The sequence below is a fragment of the Aeromonas sp. 5HA1 genome (genome assembly GCF_029237245.1).
Classification (GTDB): domain Bacteria; phylum Pseudomonadota; class Gammaproteobacteria; order Enterobacterales; family Aeromonadaceae; genus Aeromonas; species Aeromonas salmonicida.
In genome coordinates, this window is the sequence record NZ_JAACFW010000001.1 from 16,423 (window position 1) to 34,765 (window position 18,343).

15 protein-coding genes are annotated in these 18,343 nt (G+C 60.1%); 2 read left to right on the plus strand and 13 right to left on the minus strand.

The window, feature by feature from the left end; all coding sequences use genetic code 11:
* The first annotated feature begins 58 nt into the window (after positions 1-58).
* Positions 59-1,069, plus strand: coding sequence for a beta-propeller fold lactonase family protein (locus GWQ27_RS00065; protein WP_275906372.1), 1,011 nt, complete (start codon positions 59-61; stop codon positions 1,067-1,069).
* A gap of 100 nt (positions 1,070-1,169) precedes the next feature.
* Here GWQ27_RS00065 and GWQ27_RS00070 read toward each other — a convergent pair whose 3' ends face one another.
* The 5 genes from GWQ27_RS00070 to GWQ27_RS00090 form a co-directional block, all read right to left on the minus strand.
* Complete coding sequence (locus GWQ27_RS00070; RefSeq protein ID WP_275906373.1) at positions 1,170-1,910, minus strand: dienelactone hydrolase family protein; 741 nt, start codon at positions 1,908-1,910, stop codon at positions 1,170-1,172.
* 210 nt (positions 1,911-2,120) lie between these two features.
* Positions 2,121-3,647, minus strand: a complete 1,527-nt coding sequence (locus tag GWQ27_RS00075) for a methyl-accepting chemotaxis protein (RefSeq protein WP_219593562.1) — start codon at positions 3,645-3,647, stop codon at positions 2,121-2,123.
* Positions 3,648-3,686: 39 nt separating this feature from the next.
* Positions 3,687-4,418, minus strand: coding sequence for a transporter substrate-binding domain-containing protein (locus tag GWQ27_RS00080; protein ID WP_275906374.1), 732 nt, complete (start codon positions 4,416-4,418; stop codon positions 3,687-3,689).
* Between the two features lie 548 nt (positions 4,419-4,966).
* Positions 4,967-6,205: a uracil-xanthine permease family protein gene (locus GWQ27_RS00085; protein ID WP_021139103.1), complete on the minus strand. Its 1,239-nt coding sequence runs from the start codon at positions 6,203-6,205 to the stop codon at positions 4,967-4,969.
* A 397-nt stretch (positions 6,206-6,602) separates the two neighbouring features.
* Complete coding sequence (locus GWQ27_RS00090) at positions 6,603-8,318, minus strand: NAD-dependent malic enzyme (protein WP_059112058.1); 1,716 nt, start codon at positions 8,316-8,318, stop codon at positions 6,603-6,605.
* Positions 8,319-8,554: 236 nt separating this feature from the next.
* On the opposite strand from GWQ27_RS00090, the gene GWQ27_RS00095 reads away from it, so the two are divergent.
* The gene (locus GWQ27_RS00095; RefSeq protein ID WP_275906375.1) at positions 8,555-9,370 is read left to right on the plus strand and encodes a transporter substrate-binding domain-containing protein; all 816 of its coding nucleotides are present in this window, start codon (positions 8,555-8,557) and stop codon (positions 9,368-9,370) included.
* Between the two features lie 6 nt (positions 9,371-9,376).
* On the opposite strand, the gene GWQ27_RS00100 is transcribed toward GWQ27_RS00095, so the two are convergent.
* From GWQ27_RS00100 to GWQ27_RS00135, 8 genes are all read right to left on the minus strand, one after another.
* On the minus strand, positions 9,377-10,330 hold the full coding sequence (locus GWQ27_RS00100; RefSeq protein ID WP_099992089.1) for a formate dehydrogenase subunit gamma: 954 nt from the start codon (positions 10,328-10,330) through the stop codon (positions 9,377-9,379).
* Complete coding sequence (gene fdh3B, locus GWQ27_RS00105; protein ID WP_042013676.1) at positions 10,327-10,986, minus strand: formate dehydrogenase FDH3 subunit beta; 660 nt, start codon at positions 10,984-10,986, stop codon at positions 10,327-10,329. The genes GWQ27_RS00100 and fdh3B overlap by 4 nt, the downstream gene beginning before the upstream one ends.
* 4 nt (positions 10,987-10,990) lie before the next feature.
* Positions 10,991-13,867: a formate dehydrogenase subunit alpha gene (locus GWQ27_RS00110; RefSeq protein WP_275906376.1), complete on the minus strand. Its 2,877-nt coding sequence runs from the start codon at positions 13,865-13,867 to the stop codon at positions 10,991-10,993.
* Positions 13,868-13,890: 23 nt separating this feature from the next.
* Positions 13,891-14,094 carry a transcriptional initiation protein Tat gene (locus GWQ27_RS00115; protein WP_275906377.1) on the minus strand — a complete coding sequence of 68 codons (204 nt, stop codon included), beginning with the start codon at positions 14,092-14,094 and terminating at the stop codon, positions 13,891-13,893.
* Between the two features lie 71 nt (positions 14,095-14,165).
* Positions 14,166-14,798: a molecular chaperone TorD family protein gene (locus GWQ27_RS00120; protein ID WP_275906378.1), complete on the minus strand. Its 633-nt coding sequence runs from the start codon at positions 14,796-14,798 to the stop codon at positions 14,166-14,168.
* A 10-nt stretch (positions 14,799-14,808) separates the two neighbouring features.
* A complete protein-coding gene (locus GWQ27_RS00125) occupies positions 14,809-16,533 on the minus strand; it encodes a 4Fe-4S dicluster domain-containing protein (protein WP_345893528.1) in 1,725 nt (574 codons plus the stop codon).
* Positions 16,534-16,655: 122 nt separating this feature from the next.
* Positions 16,656-17,258 (minus strand): DUF3306 domain-containing protein, encoded by a 603-nt coding sequence (locus GWQ27_RS00130; protein WP_275906379.1) that lies wholly within the window; start codon positions 17,256-17,258, stop codon positions 16,656-16,658.
* On the minus strand, positions 17,251-17,853 hold the full coding sequence (locus GWQ27_RS00135; protein ID WP_275906380.1) for a DUF3305 domain-containing protein: 603 nt from the start codon (positions 17,851-17,853) through the stop codon (positions 17,251-17,253). Before GWQ27_RS00135 ends, GWQ27_RS00130 begins: the two co-directional genes overlap by 8 nt.
* Between the last annotated feature and the right edge of the window lie 490 nt (positions 17,854-18,343).

The following is an 18,343-nucleotide window of genomic DNA, read 5'->3' on the forward strand; positions in this document are numbered from 1 at the left end:
CCGGGGGATGGGGATAAGATTGGCCTGCCGTTGCCCATAATCAGGAGTGAGAAGCACAATGCAGCAAATCGTTTATGTCGCCAGCCCCGGCAGCCAGCAGATCCACGTGTTTTCCCTGGCCGACTCGGGGGAGATGCAACTCTTGCAAGTGGTAAGCACACAGGGTCAGGTACAGCCCCTGGTGATCAGCCCGGACGGAAAATGGCTCCATGCTGCCGTGCGCCCCGATTTTGCGGTGATAAGCTACCGGATCGACGCAGATGGCAAACTCGCAGAACAGGGCTCGGCCCCTCTGGCAGGCAGCGCCTCCCATACCGCTATCGATGCCAGCGGGCGCTTCCTGTTTGCCGCCTCTTATGCCTTCAACCACGTCACCGTCTCCCCCATCGATGCCAGCGGCATTGTGCAGGCACCGCACCAGCAGCTGGCCCCACTGATGACGGCTCACTCTGTTACCTTGCTGACCAACGAACAAGGAGAACAGGAGGCCTTGGTCGCCTGTCTCACCGAAGATGCCATCCGCCGCTTTATCCTGAGTGCAGATGGTCAACTGCTGCCCCACTCCCTGGGGGACTTGCATACCGCAAAAGGGGCCGGGCCAAGACACTTGGCGCTGCATCCCGTCAATGGCGACATCTACTGCCTGAACGAGCTCGATTGCACCATCAACCGCTATCGGCGTGACGCAGATGGCCAGATCAGGCAACAGCAGAGCCTGGATATGCTGCCCGAGGGATATCAGGGAGAGCGCTGGGGGGCGGATCTGCATGTCACGCCGGATGGCCGTTTTCTCTACAGCTGCGAGCGGGCCAGCAGCCTGCTGACCCTATTTGGCATAGCTGAGCAAGATGGCAGCCTGACTGCTCTCGCCCACTTCCCGACCGAGACCATGCCCCGCAGTTTTGCCATCGATCACAGCGGTCGCTATCTGGTGGCCGCCGGGCAGGCCTCTCACCAGGTAGCCATCCACCGTATCGATCCCGATAGCGGCCAGCTAACTCTGCTCGCGCGCCATCCTGTCGGGGAAGGGGCCATGTGGGTGAGGATACTGGCCTTGCCAACACAGTGAGATGCGGACAGTAAAAAGCCATGGCAGTGCCATGGCTTGAAATTGCTGTCTAGCTCCCTACCTCACAATCTATCTCACTATCTATCTCACTCTGGCCGATCTAACCCCTGGTCACTTCCCCCAGGAATTCGGTGAAGCGCAGCCAGGCTTTTGCATCGGCATCGGCGCGGTAATTGTCCGAGCCAAACACACTGAACGCATGGGGGGCACCGCTGTAACTGGTCGCCTCATGCTTGATGCCCGCACTCTCCAGCTCGGCAATGAGCGCCGCAAAATGACCGAGTGACACCGCCTGATCGGCACTGCCGTGCTGAATGAGCAAATTCGCCCGGGTCTGCTGGTAATCCTGCCCGGCCGGTGTCTCCAGCCCGCCATGCACACTGACGATCCCCTTGAGACTGGCACCACTGCGGGCCAGCTCAAGCACAGCGGCACCGCCGAAGCAGTAACCGACGGCCACGGCATTATCCAACCGCCCACCTTGCTTCGCAGCCTCGGTCAAGGCCCCTTGCAACAGCTTGCGCATCCTGGGCCTGTCTTGGTACAGAGCACCGGTAAGCCGTTTCTTGTCCTTCAGGGCGGTCGGCCTGACTCCTGCACCGAACAGATCGGCGGCAAAGACGTTGTAACCCAGCGCTACCAGCATCCTGGCTCGCTTGATTTCATACTCCGTCAACCCGTCCCAGTCATGTACCAGCACCACCAGCGGCGCCTGCTTGTCAGGGGCTGCCAGGTAGTAACCCTCGAAGGCTTGACCATCGACCTGATAGGGCACAGCCCCGGCCTGAACAGCGCCACCCCATAGCAGCCCAAGTAAAAGCAGCATCCATCTTCTCTTCATCTTTCTCTCCTAGGTCATGAGCAAGCGTTCTGATTGTAGCCGCCGCGCCTGACGCCGCGCCCCCCTTCTGCAAAGCGGATATGCAAAGGGGCCATTCGTGAATGGCCCCTGATGATCGACAAACTCATTATTTTGCTGATTTCGCCGCCCGATTGGCTGTGCTATCGGCATCTGTGACGCCTCATCATGACCATTGCTTCCACCAAAAACTCATACCCTGAACTGCTTGAGCAAGCTGTCGAGCTGGGCCGACAACTGGCGCAGGTCGCTGCTTGCCTCCGCTACCTGAGCCACCCGGGCGGCACTGTCATTATTGAGTCCGGCAATGCGATTGACACTGTTGCTGACCTCTTGCGCCACCGAATGCTGCTCTTCCGACGCCTGAGCGATATACATGTTCATCTCGCGAATGAGACTGACCTGGGTCTTTATTTTCTCGACAGATACCTGCACATCTGCCGCTTCGACACCTGCCTTCGATGCTTTGTCCTGACTATGCTGCATGCCGGACACCACATTTTGTGTCGCCTGTTGCAGCCGCTTTATGCTGGCACTGATCTCTTCGGTTGATTGCCGGGTACGCCCGGACAGGGTACGAACCTCATCGGCCACCACGGCGAAACCACGGCCCTGCTCTCCGGCTCTGGCCGCTTCAATGGCGGCATTGAGCGCCAGCAGATTGGTCTGCTCGGCAATGCCATTGATCACTTCTATGATGTTGCCGATGCTGCTGCTCTCCGTCGAGAGCGAGCGGATCAGGTTGGCGACCCGCTCCACCTCTCCCACCAGTTGATGAATGGCCTCATTGGCATGGCCCGCCAGGTTGTAGCCCTGATCGACATAGAGACTGGCTTCATCGGTCGCACTTGAGGTTTTCACCGCATTGCCTGCGACCTCCTGTACTGCATGACTCATTTCGGTAATGGCGGTCGCCACCTGATCCAGCTCTGATTGCTGTTCATCACTGCCGCGGCGGGTATCGGTCGCCAGGGAGTCGCACAACTCCGCCGTTTGCAGTACGCCGGCTGAGAGGGTGTTGATCTCCGCCACAGTGCCTTGCAGCTTGGCGATAAACTGATTGATGTTGCCAGCCAGAGCCCCCATCTCGTCTTGGCGGCGGATCTTGAGGCGCTGCGTCAGATCACCATCCCCCCGGGCCAGGTCAGAAACGGCTGAGTTCATTTGATGCAAGGGCCGCAGCACGTTGCGATGAATAAGCACCATCAGCAACAATATGATGCAGATATCGAGCACCACTATCTGCCAGACAGTGGTGATGAGCAGTTGGCGAAGTTGTATTTGGATGGTGTCATCGCTGGTCAGCACCAGCAGTTTGGCCACAGTGTTCTGCTGGCCATTGTCGTCATACACCAGATCATGACTGCTATAGGCGGCGGTATCCGCTGGCAGCTGGGCGACCCCCTGAATGTCGCCAGCAGGCTCACGGGCAAACCCCGCCACCAGTTTATCTTTGTTCACTACCAGCAGGGCGCTGAGCGCATCGGCGGCCAGCTCCGATTTCAGCGATGCCTCGATAAACGCTGACTCGTAATTCCAGAGCGGGCCGGGCAAAGACAACTGCAGCCGGCTGATGGCCTGCTCGACCAGCGCGGCCTGTCTGTTATAGCTATCCGCTCTGGCGGCGCTGTAGTTGTAGCCGCCAAACAGCACCAGCAGCAGACTCACCGACAGGGAGGTCAGCACGGCAATCCTGAACTTCAGACTATTCCAATCCATGGTTCCCTCCCGACATCGATACTTGGCCGCTTCCTGGTGTTACTGGTACTTGGCATTGATCTTTTCGATGGTGCCGTCAGCCTTCATGGCGGCAAGGATCTCGTTGAGCTTGTTGATGAGATCATCCGGTGTCTCTTTGTTGAAGGCCAAACTCATCTGGGTTTCCTTGAACACAAATACCGGCTTGGGATTGGTGGTCTTCTCCTGATTGGCCAGATATGGGGCCAGATATTCGCCGGTCGCCCACAAATCGATGCGGCCAGCCTCCAGCTTTTTCACGTTGGCCGTGTCATTGGCCGCCAGTTGCAGTTTGTCGAACCCCTGCGCCTTGAGGAACTCTGCCGCAGCATCACCGTTATAACCGCCGACTGAATACTGCTTGGCATCCTCCAGCGACGCTATCGTGATATTGGAGTCGGGATTGGCAAAAAAGACCCAGTTATTGTTGACCAGAGGACCAACCCATTTGAACAGAGTCTCCCGCTCGGGAGTCCGCGTCGTGGAGTAGAGGGCGTTATTGGGGGTACTGAGCGTGTCTTCATAGGCACGCTTCCATGGCATCATGCTCAGCTTGTATTCGACGCCGGCCCGCTTGAGCAACTCTTCCACTACCTCGGTAGAGAGCCCGACGATCTTGCCCCCCTCCCCCTGCATGTTGAAGGGCGGATAATCCTCGGTCATCACATTCAGCGGTGCGGCCTGTACTGCGCTCATGGCCAGTACCGAAGAGACGGAGAACAGGGCACTTTTCCACAACAGTTGATATGTCATTGCAACCTCACTTTGCTCATAACTCATCCCTAAATACCCGCCATTATCGATGACTGGGCTGTCATGACCCTGGCTGGGTCGCGCCGGCTTTCACGGTTCACCGCCTTCACGACACATGTGGCAGCAAGCAGATGGGGGGTGGATCAGCTGTAGTAACGAGATAGTGGCTGACTGGGCTGACCAAAGGCTCAGGATCTGGTGATCAGGACGAGAAGTGGCTGCGCCATGATGGCCAGGGCTTGATGGGAAAATTGCCCGGTGCAATACCATGACAAGTCGTACAACCAGAGAGGCAAGGGACAAAAAAATGATTGAAAACACCCACATCCATTTTTTCATATTGCGCAGCATAACCTCAGAGCCAAACCTGTCCTTTAGCTAAGGTCACGAAAGCAGATACGTCAACACATACGCCAAATAGAGCGTTTCGTGCTGAAATGGTGCCAAATAACACCACAATAACCATACCTCATTCATTGCCAGACCAAAAACAGGAAGCCACCCTGAGGTGGCTTCTTGTCTTTCACAGTGAGCGGTAGCTCCCTTGCTTAATCCTTGGCGGCGTCCATCACGCCCTCTTCAGAATTGGCAGGCAGGATCAGGTTGAGCAGTATGGCGGCGACCGAGGCCAGACCGACGCCAGCCAGGGCGAAGTCACCGATCTTCATCTCCAGCGCGCCGACGCCCACAGTCAGGGTCACGGCCACGATGGCGATATTGCGCGACAGTCCCAGATCCACCTTGGATTCCACCAGGGTTTTGAGACCGATGGCGGCGATGGACCCGAACAACAGCAGCATGATACCGCCCATCACCGGCATGGGGATGGAGGTGAGCAGGGCGTTGAACTTGCCGAAGAAGGCCAGAATGATGGCAAACACGGCGGCCCAGGTCATGGTAACCGGGTTGAAGTTGCGGGTGATCATCACGGCGCCGGTCACTTCGGCGTAGGTGGTCACGGGTGGGCCACCGATGAAACCGGCGAAGCAGACACCTATGCCGTCACCGGCCAGAGTACGGTGCAGGCCCGGGTTCTTGGTGTAGTCCTGCCCGGTCACACCGCCGATGGCGAGTACGCCACCTATGTGCTCGATACAGGGCGCTATGGCCACCGGCAGCATAAACAGCGCCGCGGCCCAGTTGATCTCCGGTGTTTCAAAATGGGGCAGCGCCAGCCAGGGAGCATTGATCATGCCATCAAAGCTCACGTGGCCCATCAGCACGGCAGAGACGTAACCGGCAATCACACCGCACAGTATGGGGATCAGCTTGATCCAGCCCTTGCAGAACACGGCTGCAATCAGGGTCACCGCCAGCGAGATACCCGCCAGGGTCAAGGCCGTGGTGGGCGGAACTACCTGCTCGGCACCGGCACGTCCCATCGCCATGTTACAGGCGACCTGGGCCACCGAGAGGCCGATCACCATGATCACGGGGCCAATCACCACAGGGGGCAGCAGCTTGTGCACAAAGCCCATGCCACGCACGCGAATGAGTGCCGCCAGGATGAAATACATGAAACCGGCAGCAAACAGGCCAAACATGGTGGACGGCAGTCCCCAGGTCTGGGTGGCGTAAATGATGGGGGCGATGAAGGCAAAGCTGGAACCGAGGAAAATCGGAACCTGGCGGCGAGTGCAGAGCTGGAACAGCAGGGTTCCCACACCGGCGCCAAGCAGGGCCATGGAGGGGTTCAGTCCGGTGAGCAGGGGCACCAGAACCATGGCACCGAAGGCGACAAACAGGATTTGCAGCCCGGCGACACTTTGCTTGACTAAGGAAAACATGGATGTCCTTAATTTTTTGATAACTGACAGGGATATTTGACACTTTTCAGTTATCACAAGACTTTTTCAAGGCACGAAACGAGCCATAAGGCGTCACTTGTTACCTTTTACTGCTTGGGGAGGGCATGAAACTGGCTTTTTAGGCGGGATTCGTTGCTACAAGCATCGAGTATGCGATTTTACGCACTTTTGTGGCAGACGCCAATCGTTTTTCTGGCGGAGTTTATTGACAAGCTCTTCAGCTGGGTCATGTATTGAGCACCAACAGGGATCTTCTGTCGCCACTGACCCCAGGATGACAAGAGCATCAATCTGACGGAGCAGTCACATGGCGGGCTCAAGCGAAAAAAGGGAGATGACCCAAGCCATCTCCCTCTCATGCTGCTCTCTTGGACGGTTATACCCGGCGATAAGGCAGGTAGAGCGGCTCCCACATGTGACTCAAGATGTGCTGCTGCAGATCCTGCCCGATCAGCGGGTGGGACGGATCCTTGCGCACTATGTCTTTGAGCACGGCGGTCGCCACGTGGACCGAGATATTGCGCAACTCGCGAATGCGCGGATAGACGGAGCCCTGGGCCAGATCCTCCTCGTTCACGCACTCGGCCAGCGCGAAAGCCGCCGTGGTGAAGATATCCGGGCTGATCTCGCTCAGCTGGCTGACGATGGCCGCCAACCCCACGCCCGGGAAGATGAAGACGTTGTTGCCCTGTCCGATGCGGTAACGCTTGCCCTCGTAGTGCACATCATTGAACGGACTGCCGGTGGCAACGATCGCCTTGCCCTGACTCCAGCGGTAGATGTCTTCCGGCAGCGCCTCGCAGTTGGCAGTCGGGTTGGAAAGCGGGAACACCATGGGGTGAGCACAATGTTTTTGCATCAGTTGGATGTGCTCCTCCTTGAAGGCGCCACCGGCGCCGCTGGTCCCCAGCAGCACAGTGATGGGCACATGACGCAACACGTCCGTCAGATTGGCCTTGCCGGGGGCTTCGGTATCCCAGCCCGCCAGCAACAGACCCGGCTTGGCGTAACGACGCTTGTACTCGTCGAGCCCTTCGCGGTTGTCGCACACCAGCCCCTGGGTATCCAGGATATAGATGCGATCGCGGGCCGCCTGGGGATCCAGCCCTTCACGGATCATGCCTGCGCAGATCTGATCTGCCACCCCTACCCCACCGGCGCCAGCGCCGTAGACCAGGTAGTTCTGCTGACCCAGGGTTTCCCCTTTCACCTTGACCGCCCCTATGATGCCGGCCAGCACAACGGCCCCCGTGCCCTGAATGTCATCGTTGAAGGAGGGCAGCGCCTGCTGGTAGCGGGAGAGATTGTTGAAGGCGTTGGACTTGCTGAAGTCTTCCCACTGCAACACGGCGTTCGGGAAGTGGCGCTTGACCCCGGCCACGAACTTTTCGATGAAATCGTCGTACTCCTTGCCACGGATCCGTCTGTGCGGCTGACCCAGATACATGGGGTCATCCAGCAGGGCCTGATTGTCTGTGCCCACATCCAGCGCTATGGGCAGGCAGCAGGCGGGATGAATACCGGCCGCTAGGGTATAGAGGGAGAGTTTGCCGATGGGAATGCCCATGCCGCCCACCCCCTGATCCCCGATCCCCAGGATCCCCTGACTGTCGGTCACCACGATAATGCGCACCGACTTGGCGTCCAGATGACGCGCCAGAGAGCCCATGTCCTCAACGTTTTTCGGGGTGATATAGAGGCCGCGCGCCTTCTGGTAACGGTGGCTGAACTCCTGACACGCCTTGCCGACGGTCGGGGTATAGATGATGGGGGTCATCTCCTCAACGTGACGGGACAAGAGGGCATAGAAGAGGGTTTCGTTGCGATCCTGCAAGGCACGCAGGTTCTGGTACTTCTCGATGTCGCTGCAGGCGCTCAGAAATCCCTGATACACCCGCTCCAGCTGGGCTTCAAAGGTTTGCACCTGAGGAGGCAGCAGGCCGTCAAGCTCGAAGTCGGCGCGCTCCTGTTCGGTGAAGGCGGTGCCCTTGTTGAGATTGCGATCGTTGAGCAGGTCAGTGCCTGTCAGTGCAACGGGGCGAAAATCCTGTCCCTGTGCATCTTTCCACAGCAGATATTGTCCGGTAGCCATAGTCATTCTCTTTGATTTACGTGAAGTTGCCGTTCGGCAGGAGAGCAAGACTCATAATGAAATCAATCATATGACGTTTAATCTTTCGGTTTTGTGAGCTTGGGCATACCCTGCGGCCAAAATACCAAGCCAAAGTGACACTCAGCCAGTGTTGCGACAAATGGACAAAAGTCATGCTAGGATTGCGGCCATTCTGACCATCCTTCACTGTCCACCAGCCAAGAGTGGTTTCTATATTGTTGATAGCCAAGCTTATTTCTCTGCGTCTAATGCTGCCGGTCTTGCTGTTGCTGACCATGTCGAGTCCCCCCGCCCTGGCCACGCAGCCCAGGGTGCTCAACATCATAGTCGGTGAATGGCCCCCTTTCGTCTCGGAGCAGTCGAAACACTACGGTCCCGTGGCTCACCTCATCAGCGATCTGTTTCAGGAGGCGGGCTATAGCGTCAGATATCACTTTGCCCCCTGGGGCCGGGTCTATTCGCTGGCGGCAGCCAGCCAGCTCTATGACGCCACCGCCGTCTGGATGCACAAACCGGAACGGGAGAAGGACTTTCTGTTCAGCGAGCCAGTATTGCAGGAGCAGTTCGTCTTCTTCTCTCTCACGTCACGACAGTTGAACGCCGAGCGACTGGCACAGATTGCCGGTTTGCGTCTGGGGGGCGATATTGCCTACAGCTACGGGCCCGAGCTTGATGCCATGGTGGCAGAGGGCAAGGTAAGCCAGCAGCGGGTCACCGACATCAAGCTCAATTTCGGCAAATTGCTGCGCGGTCGTATCGACCTCTATCCTCAGGAGCTCCGGGTCGGCCTGACCGCGTTGCGCAAAGAATTTGATCCGGCCACCGCAGCGACCATCACCCACAGCCAGACACCCTTTTTGCAAAACAACAGCTTCGTGATGTTTCCGCGCAAGATGCCGGGCTCGGCCAGATTGCAGGCCCAGTTCAACCAGAAATTGCAGCAAGCCATCAACAGCGGACGCTATCAGGACTATTTCGATCGACTGGAACGGGGTGAATACCGAGATCGGGACCAGCCCCGATCTCGGTGACACGGATCAACGACCATCCGGCTTGTCGAGCTGCTCCTTGACCTCTTCAAACCAGAGCCTGTGGTGCTGCCTGGCCCAGCTCTCGTCCACATAGCCGCTCTTCATTCCCTCCAGCGCCCCTTCTGTTCCCACAGTCCCTATGTAGATGTGACCGAATGAGGCGGCAATCAGCCCGATGGCACCGATCCCGTGCAACAGGTTGCTCACTGCCATCACCTCCCGGGTCTGGCCAAACAGGGGGAAGTCGAGCACCAACCCTGTGATGCAGACCAGCAGGCCCGCACTGCACAGCAGCCAGAACCATACCTTCTCCCCGCCGTTGCAAAACGCCGCATCCGGATGCTTGCCATTGGGCAAGATGCCCCCACCCTGGCGGAACCACTCCCAATCCACCCGGGTCGGCAGATTGTGGCGCAACCATTTGAGGATCATCACCAGCAGCCCCAGCACGAACAGAGGCCCCAGGTAGTTGTGCGTCAGCTTGGCGCCCTGAATAGCGGCCCCCCACACCCCATCCCCGAACGGGCGGATCACAAACTTGCCGTAGAGCAGGATCAGGCCACTAAGCGCAAGCAGCAGAAAAAGCGCCGCCGTATACCAGTGCAAGGCACGTTCAAACGGGGTCCAGCGCAGCACCTTGCGACCGGTGCGAGGGTGAGCCAGCTTGAGCTGGCCTGCCCACAAGTAGAACAGCAGCAAGGCAAGGACGGAACCACCTATGGCCAGAGCACCGAACGGTGAGACCCAGGTATTGCGAAGGGTACGCCACTGTTCACCGGTCACATTGATCAGCACGCCGTGTTCGGCGCCCCCGGAAGTGGTGATGCCCACCTCTCCATCCTTCACCGCCCGCCAGTAGTCGGCGCCGGCAAAGCCGACCGTCTCTTTTTCGGCATCGGCGAAACCGGGCGCGCTGAACAGCAGCAAGGCCGTCAGCAGCGCTGTCAGCCAGTGTCTCATTGGCCGCCCTCCTGCTTGCCAAGCTTGAGCCCCTTGCCTCTGCCATCGCGCGGCTGGCTGGCGTCATGGAACAGATCCTGCTCATCCCCGCCCCAGGCGGCGTGAGGGGCCCCGCGATAGGCGACCCGCTCGCGGAAGATGTCGGAGATCACCTGCGCATCCCCCGCCAGCAGTGCCTTGGTGGAGCAGAGCTCGGCACACATGGGCAGCTTGCCCTCGGCGATGCGGTTGGCACCGTACTTCTGGCGCTCCGCCTCGCTGTGATCCTCTTCCGGGCCGCCGGCACAGAAGGTGCACTTGTCCATCTTGCCCCGATCGCCAAAGGCGGCGGTTTTCGGGAACTGGGGCGCCCCGAACGGGCAGGCAAACAGGCAGTAGCCGCAACCGATGCAGAGATCCTTGTTGTGCAGCACTATGCCGTCGTCAGTGTGATAGAAGCAGTCGGCCGGGCAGACCGCCATGCAGGGGGCGTCGGTGCAGTGCATGCAGGCGACCGAGATGGAGGTCTCCCCCGGCAGGCCGTCGTTGAGGGTCACCACCCGGCGGCGCTGGATGCCCCACTCGAGGGCATCGTCGTTCTCGTTCTTGCACGCCGTCACACAGCCGTTGCACTCGATGCAGCGCTTGGTGTCACACATGAATTTCATTCTGGCCATGGGATCAGGCTCCTACTTTGCGAAAACGGCACAGGGTGACCTTGGTCTCCTGCATCTGGGTGACAGGGTCATAACCATAGGTGGTGACTATGTTGACCGACTCCCCCAGCACATAAGGGTCAGACCCTTCCGGATATTTGGATCTCAGATCCTTGCCCTCGAAGTGGCCGCCGAAGTGGAACGGCATAAAGGCGAGCCCCGGTTTGACCCGCGGGGTCACCAGTGCCTTCACCTTGACCCGGCCCCCTTCCGGCCCCTCGACCCACACATCCTGACCGTCGCGCACGCCGACGTCGTTGGCATCCGCCGGGTTCATCTCGACGAACATCTCCTGCTGCAATTCAGCCAGCCAGGGGTTGGAGCGAGTCTCGTCACCGCCCCCCTCGTACTCCACCAGACGGCCGGAGGTGAGGATGATCGGGAACGCCTTGCTGACGTCCTTCTCCTGCACCGAGGCGTACTGGGTCGGCAGGCGCCACAGGCTCTTCGAATCAGGCCAGGTGGAGTAGTCGGCCAGCAAGTCGCGGCGCGGGGTGTAGAGCGGCTCGCGGTGCTTGGGCACCTGATCCGGGAAGGTCCACACCACGCAGCGCGCCTTGGCGTTACCGTATGGCACGAAGCCGTGCTTGATGGCGACCCGCTGGATACCACCGGAGAGGTCAGTCTTCCAGTTCTTGCCCTCGGCCTCTTTCTTCTCGGCCTCGGTCAGCTCATCCCACCAGCCGAGCTGCTTCATCAGGTCGGCAGTGATCTCGGGATAGCCGTCTTCCACCTCGCTCCCCTTCGGCCAGGAGTCTTCGGCGAGCAGCGAGACGCCCTGATACTCGATGCCGAAGCGGGCGCGGAAACCGCCACCCCCTTCCGACACCGGAATACTGGTGTCGTAGAGGATATGGCTGCCGGGGTGCTTCATCTCAGGGGTACCCCAGCAGGGCCACGGCAGACCGTACACTTCGCCACTGACCGGGCCGCCCTCGGCCTTGAGGTTGGTCTTGTGGAAGGTGTGCCAGTTCTGCTGGTGCGCCTTGAGCCGCTCCGGGCTCTGGCCGGTGTAGCCCACGCTCCACATGCCGCGGTTGTACTCGCGGGTGATGTCTTCCAGCAGTGGCTGGTTATTCTCCACCTTGATGTGCTTGAACAGCTGGTCGGCAAAGCCGAGCTTCTTGCTCAGCAGATACATGATCTCGTGGTCGACCTTGGATTCGAACAGGGGCTCGATCACCTTGTCGCGCCACTGCATGGAGCGGTTGGTGGCAGTGACGGAACCATAGGTCTCGAACTGGGTGGTGGCCGGCAGCAGGTAGACGCCATCGGTACGATCGTTCATCACCGAGGCGACGGTGGGATACGGGTCGACAATCACCATCATGTCGAGCTTTTGCATCGCCTTCTTCATTTCCGGGCCGCGGGTCTGGGAGTTGACCGCATGGCCCCAGTAGAACATGGCGCGGATGTTGGAGCCCTGCTCGATGAGATCGGCGTTCTCCAGCACCCCGTCCACCCAGCGGGAGACCGGAATGCCGTTGTTGTTCATCGGCAGCTTGCCGTTGTAGGCCTTGTTGTCGAAGCGCGCCTTGATCCACTCGTAATCCACATCCCACACCCGGGCCCAGTGCTTCCAGGAGCCCTCTTCCAGCCCGTAGTAGCCGGGCAGGGAGTCGGAGGTGACGCCAAAGTCGGTGGCGCCCTGCACGTTGTCGTGACCACGGAAGATGTTGGTGCCCGCCCCGCTCTTGCCCACGTTGCCGAGAGCCAGTTCGAGGATGCAGTAGGCGCGGGTGTTGTTGTTGCCTGTGGTGTGCTGGGTGCCGCCCATGCACCAGACCACGCAGCCGGGGCGGTTGTCGGCCAGCAGCTTGGCCGCATCGTGCACTTGCTGTTCGTTAAGGCCGGTCACCCGCTCCACTTCGGCCGGAGTCCAACGCGCCACCTCTTTTTGCACCTCATCCATGCCGTAGACGCGGGTGCGGATGAACTCCTTGTCTTCCCAGCCGTTCTTGAAGATGTGCCAGAGCATGCCCCAGATAAAGGCGACGTCGGTGCCCGGACGCAGGGAGAGGTACATGTCCGCCTTGGCGGCGGTGCGGGTGCGGCGCGGGTCGACCACCAGGATCTTGCAGCCGTTGCGCTCTTTCGCCAGCAGGATGTGCTGCATGGCGACCGGGTGGGCCTCCGCCGGGTTGGAGCCGATAAACATGATCGACTTGCTGTTGTGCATGTCGTTCAGGCTGTTGGTCATGGCGCCGTAGCCCCAGGTATTGGCAACGCCAGCGACCGTGGTGGAGTGGCAGATCCGCGCCTGGTGATCCACGTTGTTGGTGCCCCAAAGCGACGCCATCTTGCGAAACAGGTAGGCCTGCTCGTTGGAGTGCTTGGCGGAGCCGAGCCAGTAGACGCTGTCGGGGCCGGACTCCTTGCGCAGGCGCAGCACTTCGTTGCCCACCTCTTCGATGGCCTGATCCCAGCTGATGCGCTGCCACTTGCCGCCCACCAGCTTCATCGGGTACTTGAGGCGACGCTCACCGTGGCCGTGCTCGCGCAGGGCCGCCCCCTTGGCGCAGTGGCCGCCAAGGTTGAAGGGGTGATCAAAGGCCGGCTCCTGACCGGTCCAGACGCCATTCTGCACCTCGGCATAGACGCCGCAGCCCACCGAGCAGTGGGAACAGATGGTGCGCTTCACCTCGACCGGCACCCCGGCCGCCACAGTTTTGGCTTCGGCCCGCTGCATCATGGCTGGCGCCAGCCAACCGGCGGCCACGGCGCCACCGGCTACCAGACCCGAGTTGACCATAAAGGCGCGACGGGTCAGCCCCTGACCGCGAATGGCCTCATTGCCCTGCTCGCCCACTTGGGGCTGCTCGGCACGTTTTGTCAGTTTCATGAGTTCTCCTTCACTGATCCGGCTCAGTCGGTGCCGCGCAGGGTGCGATAAAAGTCGTGAACATGGGGGGTCTCCCGATAGCCCTTGTCAGGCTCGGTGTCGTGGGACAGCACCTCTTTGCCCACCACCCGACCGGTGGCACCGGCCAGCACGCCTATGGTGGCGACCACGCCAACTCCCTTGATCAGATTGCGGCGGGACGGGTCTTTCAGCTGTTCATCGCTCATTCTTGTGACCTCTGTTTTTGTTATGGCCAGCAGCACAGTGCCAGCGTCGCTATCAGTGAGTGGGAGCCGCGTCATGGCAGCGTCACCACAGGGGTACCAAAGGGCAGGCGCAGATCCTGCTCCAGTTTGAAAAAGTCTTCGGCAAGGGCCCCGACCGCACGATAGAAGCTGCCCCCTTTCGCCTGTTGCTGATCACGGCAGCAGGCGAGTACCCAGGGGGCAAGGTGACGTTCATAGAAGCGGTTGCGATCCGGGTGCTGCTCGGCAATCAATACCGCCATCACCTCACAGAGGGCGGCCAGATGATCTTCCGGCTCGCACACCCCGCTCTGGCGCTCGAAGCCCAGCGACTGGAGGTCTGCGCGCAGCACCGCCAGCGGCAGCTCCATCAGGGAGCCGGTGAGATACCAGGAGGCAAACGGCATGATTTCACCGCGCCCCAGCCCGATAAAGAGATCCTGATACTCCTCGGCAAGCTCGTTTTCGTGATGGCTGCTGGCGGCCAGCTGCACCAGCCCCAACCCTCTGGCAAAGGGGCCCGGCATAGCCTGCAACCCTTGCAGCCAGGCGAGCTGTTCGCCACGGGGGGCGGCGCGCCAGAGGCTCGCCAGCAGGGCATACATGTCGGCGCTGCTCTGTTCCAGTTCGGTCATGGTCAGTTCGCCTGCATTCAGTGCGGTATGGCTGTTAGGTTGTTCACTCATCACAGGCCCTTCATATCTTGAGCTGGGCGGCAGGATCCGCCGCCAGCGCTGCAAACACATCCTTGACCCGGCACTCTTCGCACATCAGCAGCCGCTGGGCGGCCTCGTTCTGGAAGTGGGAGTGACCGGCCAGTTTTTGCTGGATGCGGCGGATCATCGAGGCGGGCGCGAACGGCTTGCCACAACGAATGCAGCAGGCGGCCTCTTCGGCTTTCAGGCTCTGCACGGCGCGGCGCGCCTCGGGCACGGGTTGCAGGCGGGGCGTGAGCACTATGGCCTGCTCGGGGCACGCCTTTTCGCACATGCCGCACTGGATGCAGTCCTGCTCGATAAAGTTGAGGCCCGGCGTGTGGCCCACCGCATGCAGGGCGCGACTCGGGCAGACCGCCACGCAGCCCATGCAGAGGGTGCAGTCAGCTTCTTTCAGCTCCACACTGCCGTAAGGGGCGCCACGGGGCACAGCCAACATCTCGCGGCTGCCCTGATTGGCCTGCCAGAGGGCGTCGAAAGCGGCAAACAGATTCTCCCGCTTGTCTCTCTTGAGCGGCTTGTCCAAAAGCGCAAGGGCTGGCTGACCGAAAATCGGCTTATCTTGTTCGGCATCCGGGTTAAACAAGGCGATGTGATTGACAGCGAGACCGGCACCAGTCAGCAGCACGGCAGCACTCGCCAGTTCCCGCGCAACCAGCGCCCGCACGCTTGCGGGGGCATCATCACCGAGTGCAATGCGCACCGCGCTGGCGCCGTAGGCGAGTGCGGCGAACCAGCTCTCGATGCCTAAACTCGCGCTCTCCTCCACCCAGACTGGCAGCCATTTAGCGGGCAAACGGGTGAGTTCCGTTTCCACCCATTCACGCTCGTTTTCACCGGCAATCAGCAGTTGCGGCGCTTCGCCACCCGCCTCCCTGTAGTGCTTCAGCAGACGCAGCAGATAGTCGCCGCTGGTGTTGGCGTCGGGCTGGTGATAGGCAATTGCCCCGGTCGGACAGGCAGTGGCACAGCTGCCAAAGCCCTGACAGAGATGGGGATCGATCTGGATGCGACCATTGATGGGCTTGAGCGCATCGGTCGGGCAGACATCGAGGCAGCGGCTGCAACCGGGCACGCCACGGGCAGTAAAGGCACAGGCCTCGGGGTCGAGGCGAAAATAGCGCGGCTTGTCGAAGATACCGGTCAGCGCACAGAGCTCGGCAAGCTGCTCGGCCAAGTCAGCGTCATCAAAGAGATGCAGATAGCCCACCGGCGGGCGCTCCAGCGCAAAGAGCGGGGCACGGCCCAGATCGGCCACCAGATCGAAGCGCGGTTCGCTACCAACAGTCGCTTGTTGTGGAAAGCAGAGCGCAGCCAGGTTAACCCGTTCCCCCTGACCATTGAGACCGGTGAGCTGGAACTGACCGAGATACCCTGTCAGGCTGGACTCGCGCAGGGTCAGGGCATTCAGCGATGCGGTCGCATCGAAGATGGCTTCAAGATCTGCCGCCTCGGCATCGTGGACCGATTCGGTGACCAGCAAAGTAGGCTTCACCCCGGCTGGCAACTGGCTGGCGGCGCGGCGAATGCGATCTTCCGGGCCGACCAGCAGCAGGCGCCCCTGACTCTGGTAAGAAACAGTGGCCGGGATCAGGTTATCGGTCTTGACCGTATGCTGCAGGGCATAGGCACGGGCACGGCTGTTGCGATCGCCATGCTGCTCACTGCGCCCCGCGCGACCCTCATAAAGGGGCAAGGTTGAAATTGGTAGTTCGATGCTCACATGCACTCCTGTGCGCGCCACCTCATGGGATGGGGCGCTTGTTGGTCTACCGGGAGAGCAAGAGCCGAGCCAACTCCCCCGGAAAAAAAGTAACTGACAGGGAGTCAGGATCCTGAGGGTTCCATTCCCCCATCCTTGGTTGGGACATTTTGTCCATCACGGGAAACCAAAATGTCCCGATCGTCGGTGGGGGTTTGAGAATGGTTATCAGCCAGCCCGTTCGGCTCGTCTGCGGCAGCAATGCTCATAACCGCGGCCGGTTCAGCAGCTCCGGTGGCTGGATTGGCCGTCTCGCTCTCAAGGGCGGTCACCTGATCCACCAGCCAGTTGCGCAGCCCGGCAGTCAGGGCCGCGGGCAGCAATTCGGGCTGGCTGAAATCCTGGGTGTAGTCGTCGAGCCCGTCCGGCTTGTGGCTGCGAAATATGGCCCGCAGCGCCTCCTTGTCGGGGAGCTTGGCTTTGCCCGGCTGGGCCGTTTTCAGCTGAGGAACACCGCTCTCAGCCCCTTCGATGGCAAGCGGTTCGTCACTCCCCTTGTCAGTGCTGACTACGGGGCTATCCAGTGCGTTATCAGGGATTTCACCTTCGCTACTGCCTTCGATGGGGGCGGCAAGCGCCTCGGGAATGACCTCTTCCCGTGGCTGCAGTGCCTGATGCTTGCGCGCCTCACTCTTGCGAAACGACCAGCGCTTGAGGAACTCACTCATGGGCGCTGTTTCCGGCCTTGTTTCCGGCACTGGTTCCGGCGTCGCTGCTACGCTCACGGCCATCGTGGCCGGTGGCCTTGACGGCGCCGCAGCTGGCTGGATCTACGGCGTCTCTTGATGTCGCTACAGCCGTATCGAGACCGAGCTGATCCTGCGCCCGCCCCTTGCCCTTCTTGCCCTTGCGACGGGCCTCCAGCAGCTCGCCGTGGCGGCCGATAAAGGCCTCGACCCAGGCTTGCAGTGCCTCGGGCAGCGGGCAGGAGAGCACCTGCCGCTCGCCATCCATATAGGCGGCGGCCACGGTCTGGCTCAGGGTCAGGCCATCGGCCAAAAAGCCATTGTCCACGCGGCTTCCGGTCACAAAGAGGCGGGGCGAACCGGAGCTCAAATTGAAGCGATAATCCCCCCGCTCATCGCGAAACAGGGTAAGGGGCAGCGCACCGGCGGCCTCAGGTTCGGCAGGGTGGAGCGCCGCAATCTCGAAACGGCGGCTATGCCAGCGGCCAACCTGGCTGTCGATGGCCTTTAACTCCAGCTGCAGCCAGCGCTGCGGGGAGAGGGGTTTGCTTGTGTCTTGCACTGTCACGGCTCCCATCAGAAGGTCTCTGCCGGGCCGCCCTCCCCCGTGATCCACCCCGTTCGGGGCGGATCACGGCGAGACATTCAGGGCGGCCACGGCCATCAATGGGATAAGACTTAGCAAGAGTGGGGCCAAGGCCGGTTTGGTGGTGGATGGGGGCTTGCGGGTTGGGACGTCGTGCGGGACATAGGTTGGCGCGGGCGTAGGTTGGTGCAGAGCGCAGCGAAGCCCAACATGTAAAGAAAACCAATTTCCCCACATCCCAATCCAACTTATTGTTGGCAAGAATCGAGTGACCAGATTATTGCCAACATCAACAAGATCACCCGGTAAACTACGATTTAGCCCAACATACGAGATAAATTATAGATAGAAAGATAGTGTATATGTATGTGCAATATATTGCACATGATGGGAGGTTGTTAGAGATTTAGTATTTCATACTAAAATATACTTTTAAAACGAACAACCACCATAGTACAATAAGCCATCGGTGACACTTTAT

Coding starts and splice junctions, on each gene's coding strand:
- GWQ27_RS00065 (WP_275906372.1), top strand. CDS start 59: ATGCAGCAAATCGTTTATGTCGCCAGCCCCGGCAGCCAGCAGATCCAC.
- GWQ27_RS00070 (WP_275906373.1), bottom strand. CDS start 1,910: ATGAAGAGAAGATGGATGCTGCTTTTACTTGGGCTGCTATGGGGTGGC.
- GWQ27_RS00075 (WP_219593562.1), bottom strand. CDS start 3,647: ATGGATTGGAATAGTCTGAAGTTCAGGATTGCCGTGCTGACCTCCCTG.
- GWQ27_RS00080 (WP_275906374.1), bottom strand. CDS start 4,418: ATGACATATCAACTGTTGTGGAAAAGTGCCCTGTTCTCCGTCTCTTCG.
- GWQ27_RS00085 (WP_021139103.1), bottom strand. CDS start 6,205: ATGTTTTCCTTAGTCAAGCAAAGTGTCGCCGGGCTGCAAATCCTGTTT.
- GWQ27_RS00090 (WP_059112058.1), bottom strand. CDS start 8,318: ATGGCTACCGGACAATATCTGCTGTGGAAAGATGCACAGGGACAGGAT.
- GWQ27_RS00100 (WP_099992089.1), bottom strand. CDS start 10,330: ATGAGACACTGGCTGACAGCGCTGCTGACGGCCTTGCTGCTGTTCAGC.
- fdh3B (WP_042013676.1), bottom strand. CDS start 10,986: ATGGCCAGAATGAAATTCATGTGTGACACCAAGCGCTGCATCGAGTGC.
- GWQ27_RS00110 (WP_275906376.1), bottom strand. CDS start 13,867: ATGAAACTGACAAAACGTGCCGAGCAGCCCCAAGTGGGCGAGCAGGGC.
- GWQ27_RS00115 (WP_275906377.1), bottom strand. CDS start 14,094: ATGAGCGATGAACAGCTGAAAGACCCGTCCCGCCGCAATCTGATCAAG.
- GWQ27_RS00120 (WP_275906378.1), bottom strand. CDS start 14,798: ATGAGTGAACAACCTAACAGCCATACCGCACTGAATGCAGGCGAACTG.
- GWQ27_RS00130 (WP_275906379.1), bottom strand. CDS start 17,258: ATGAGTGAGTTCCTCAAGCGCTGGTCGTTTCGCAAGAGTGAGGCGCGC.
- GWQ27_RS00135 (WP_275906380.1), bottom strand. CDS start 17,853: ATGGGAGCCGTGACAGTGCAAGACACAAGCAAACCCCTCTCCCCGCAG.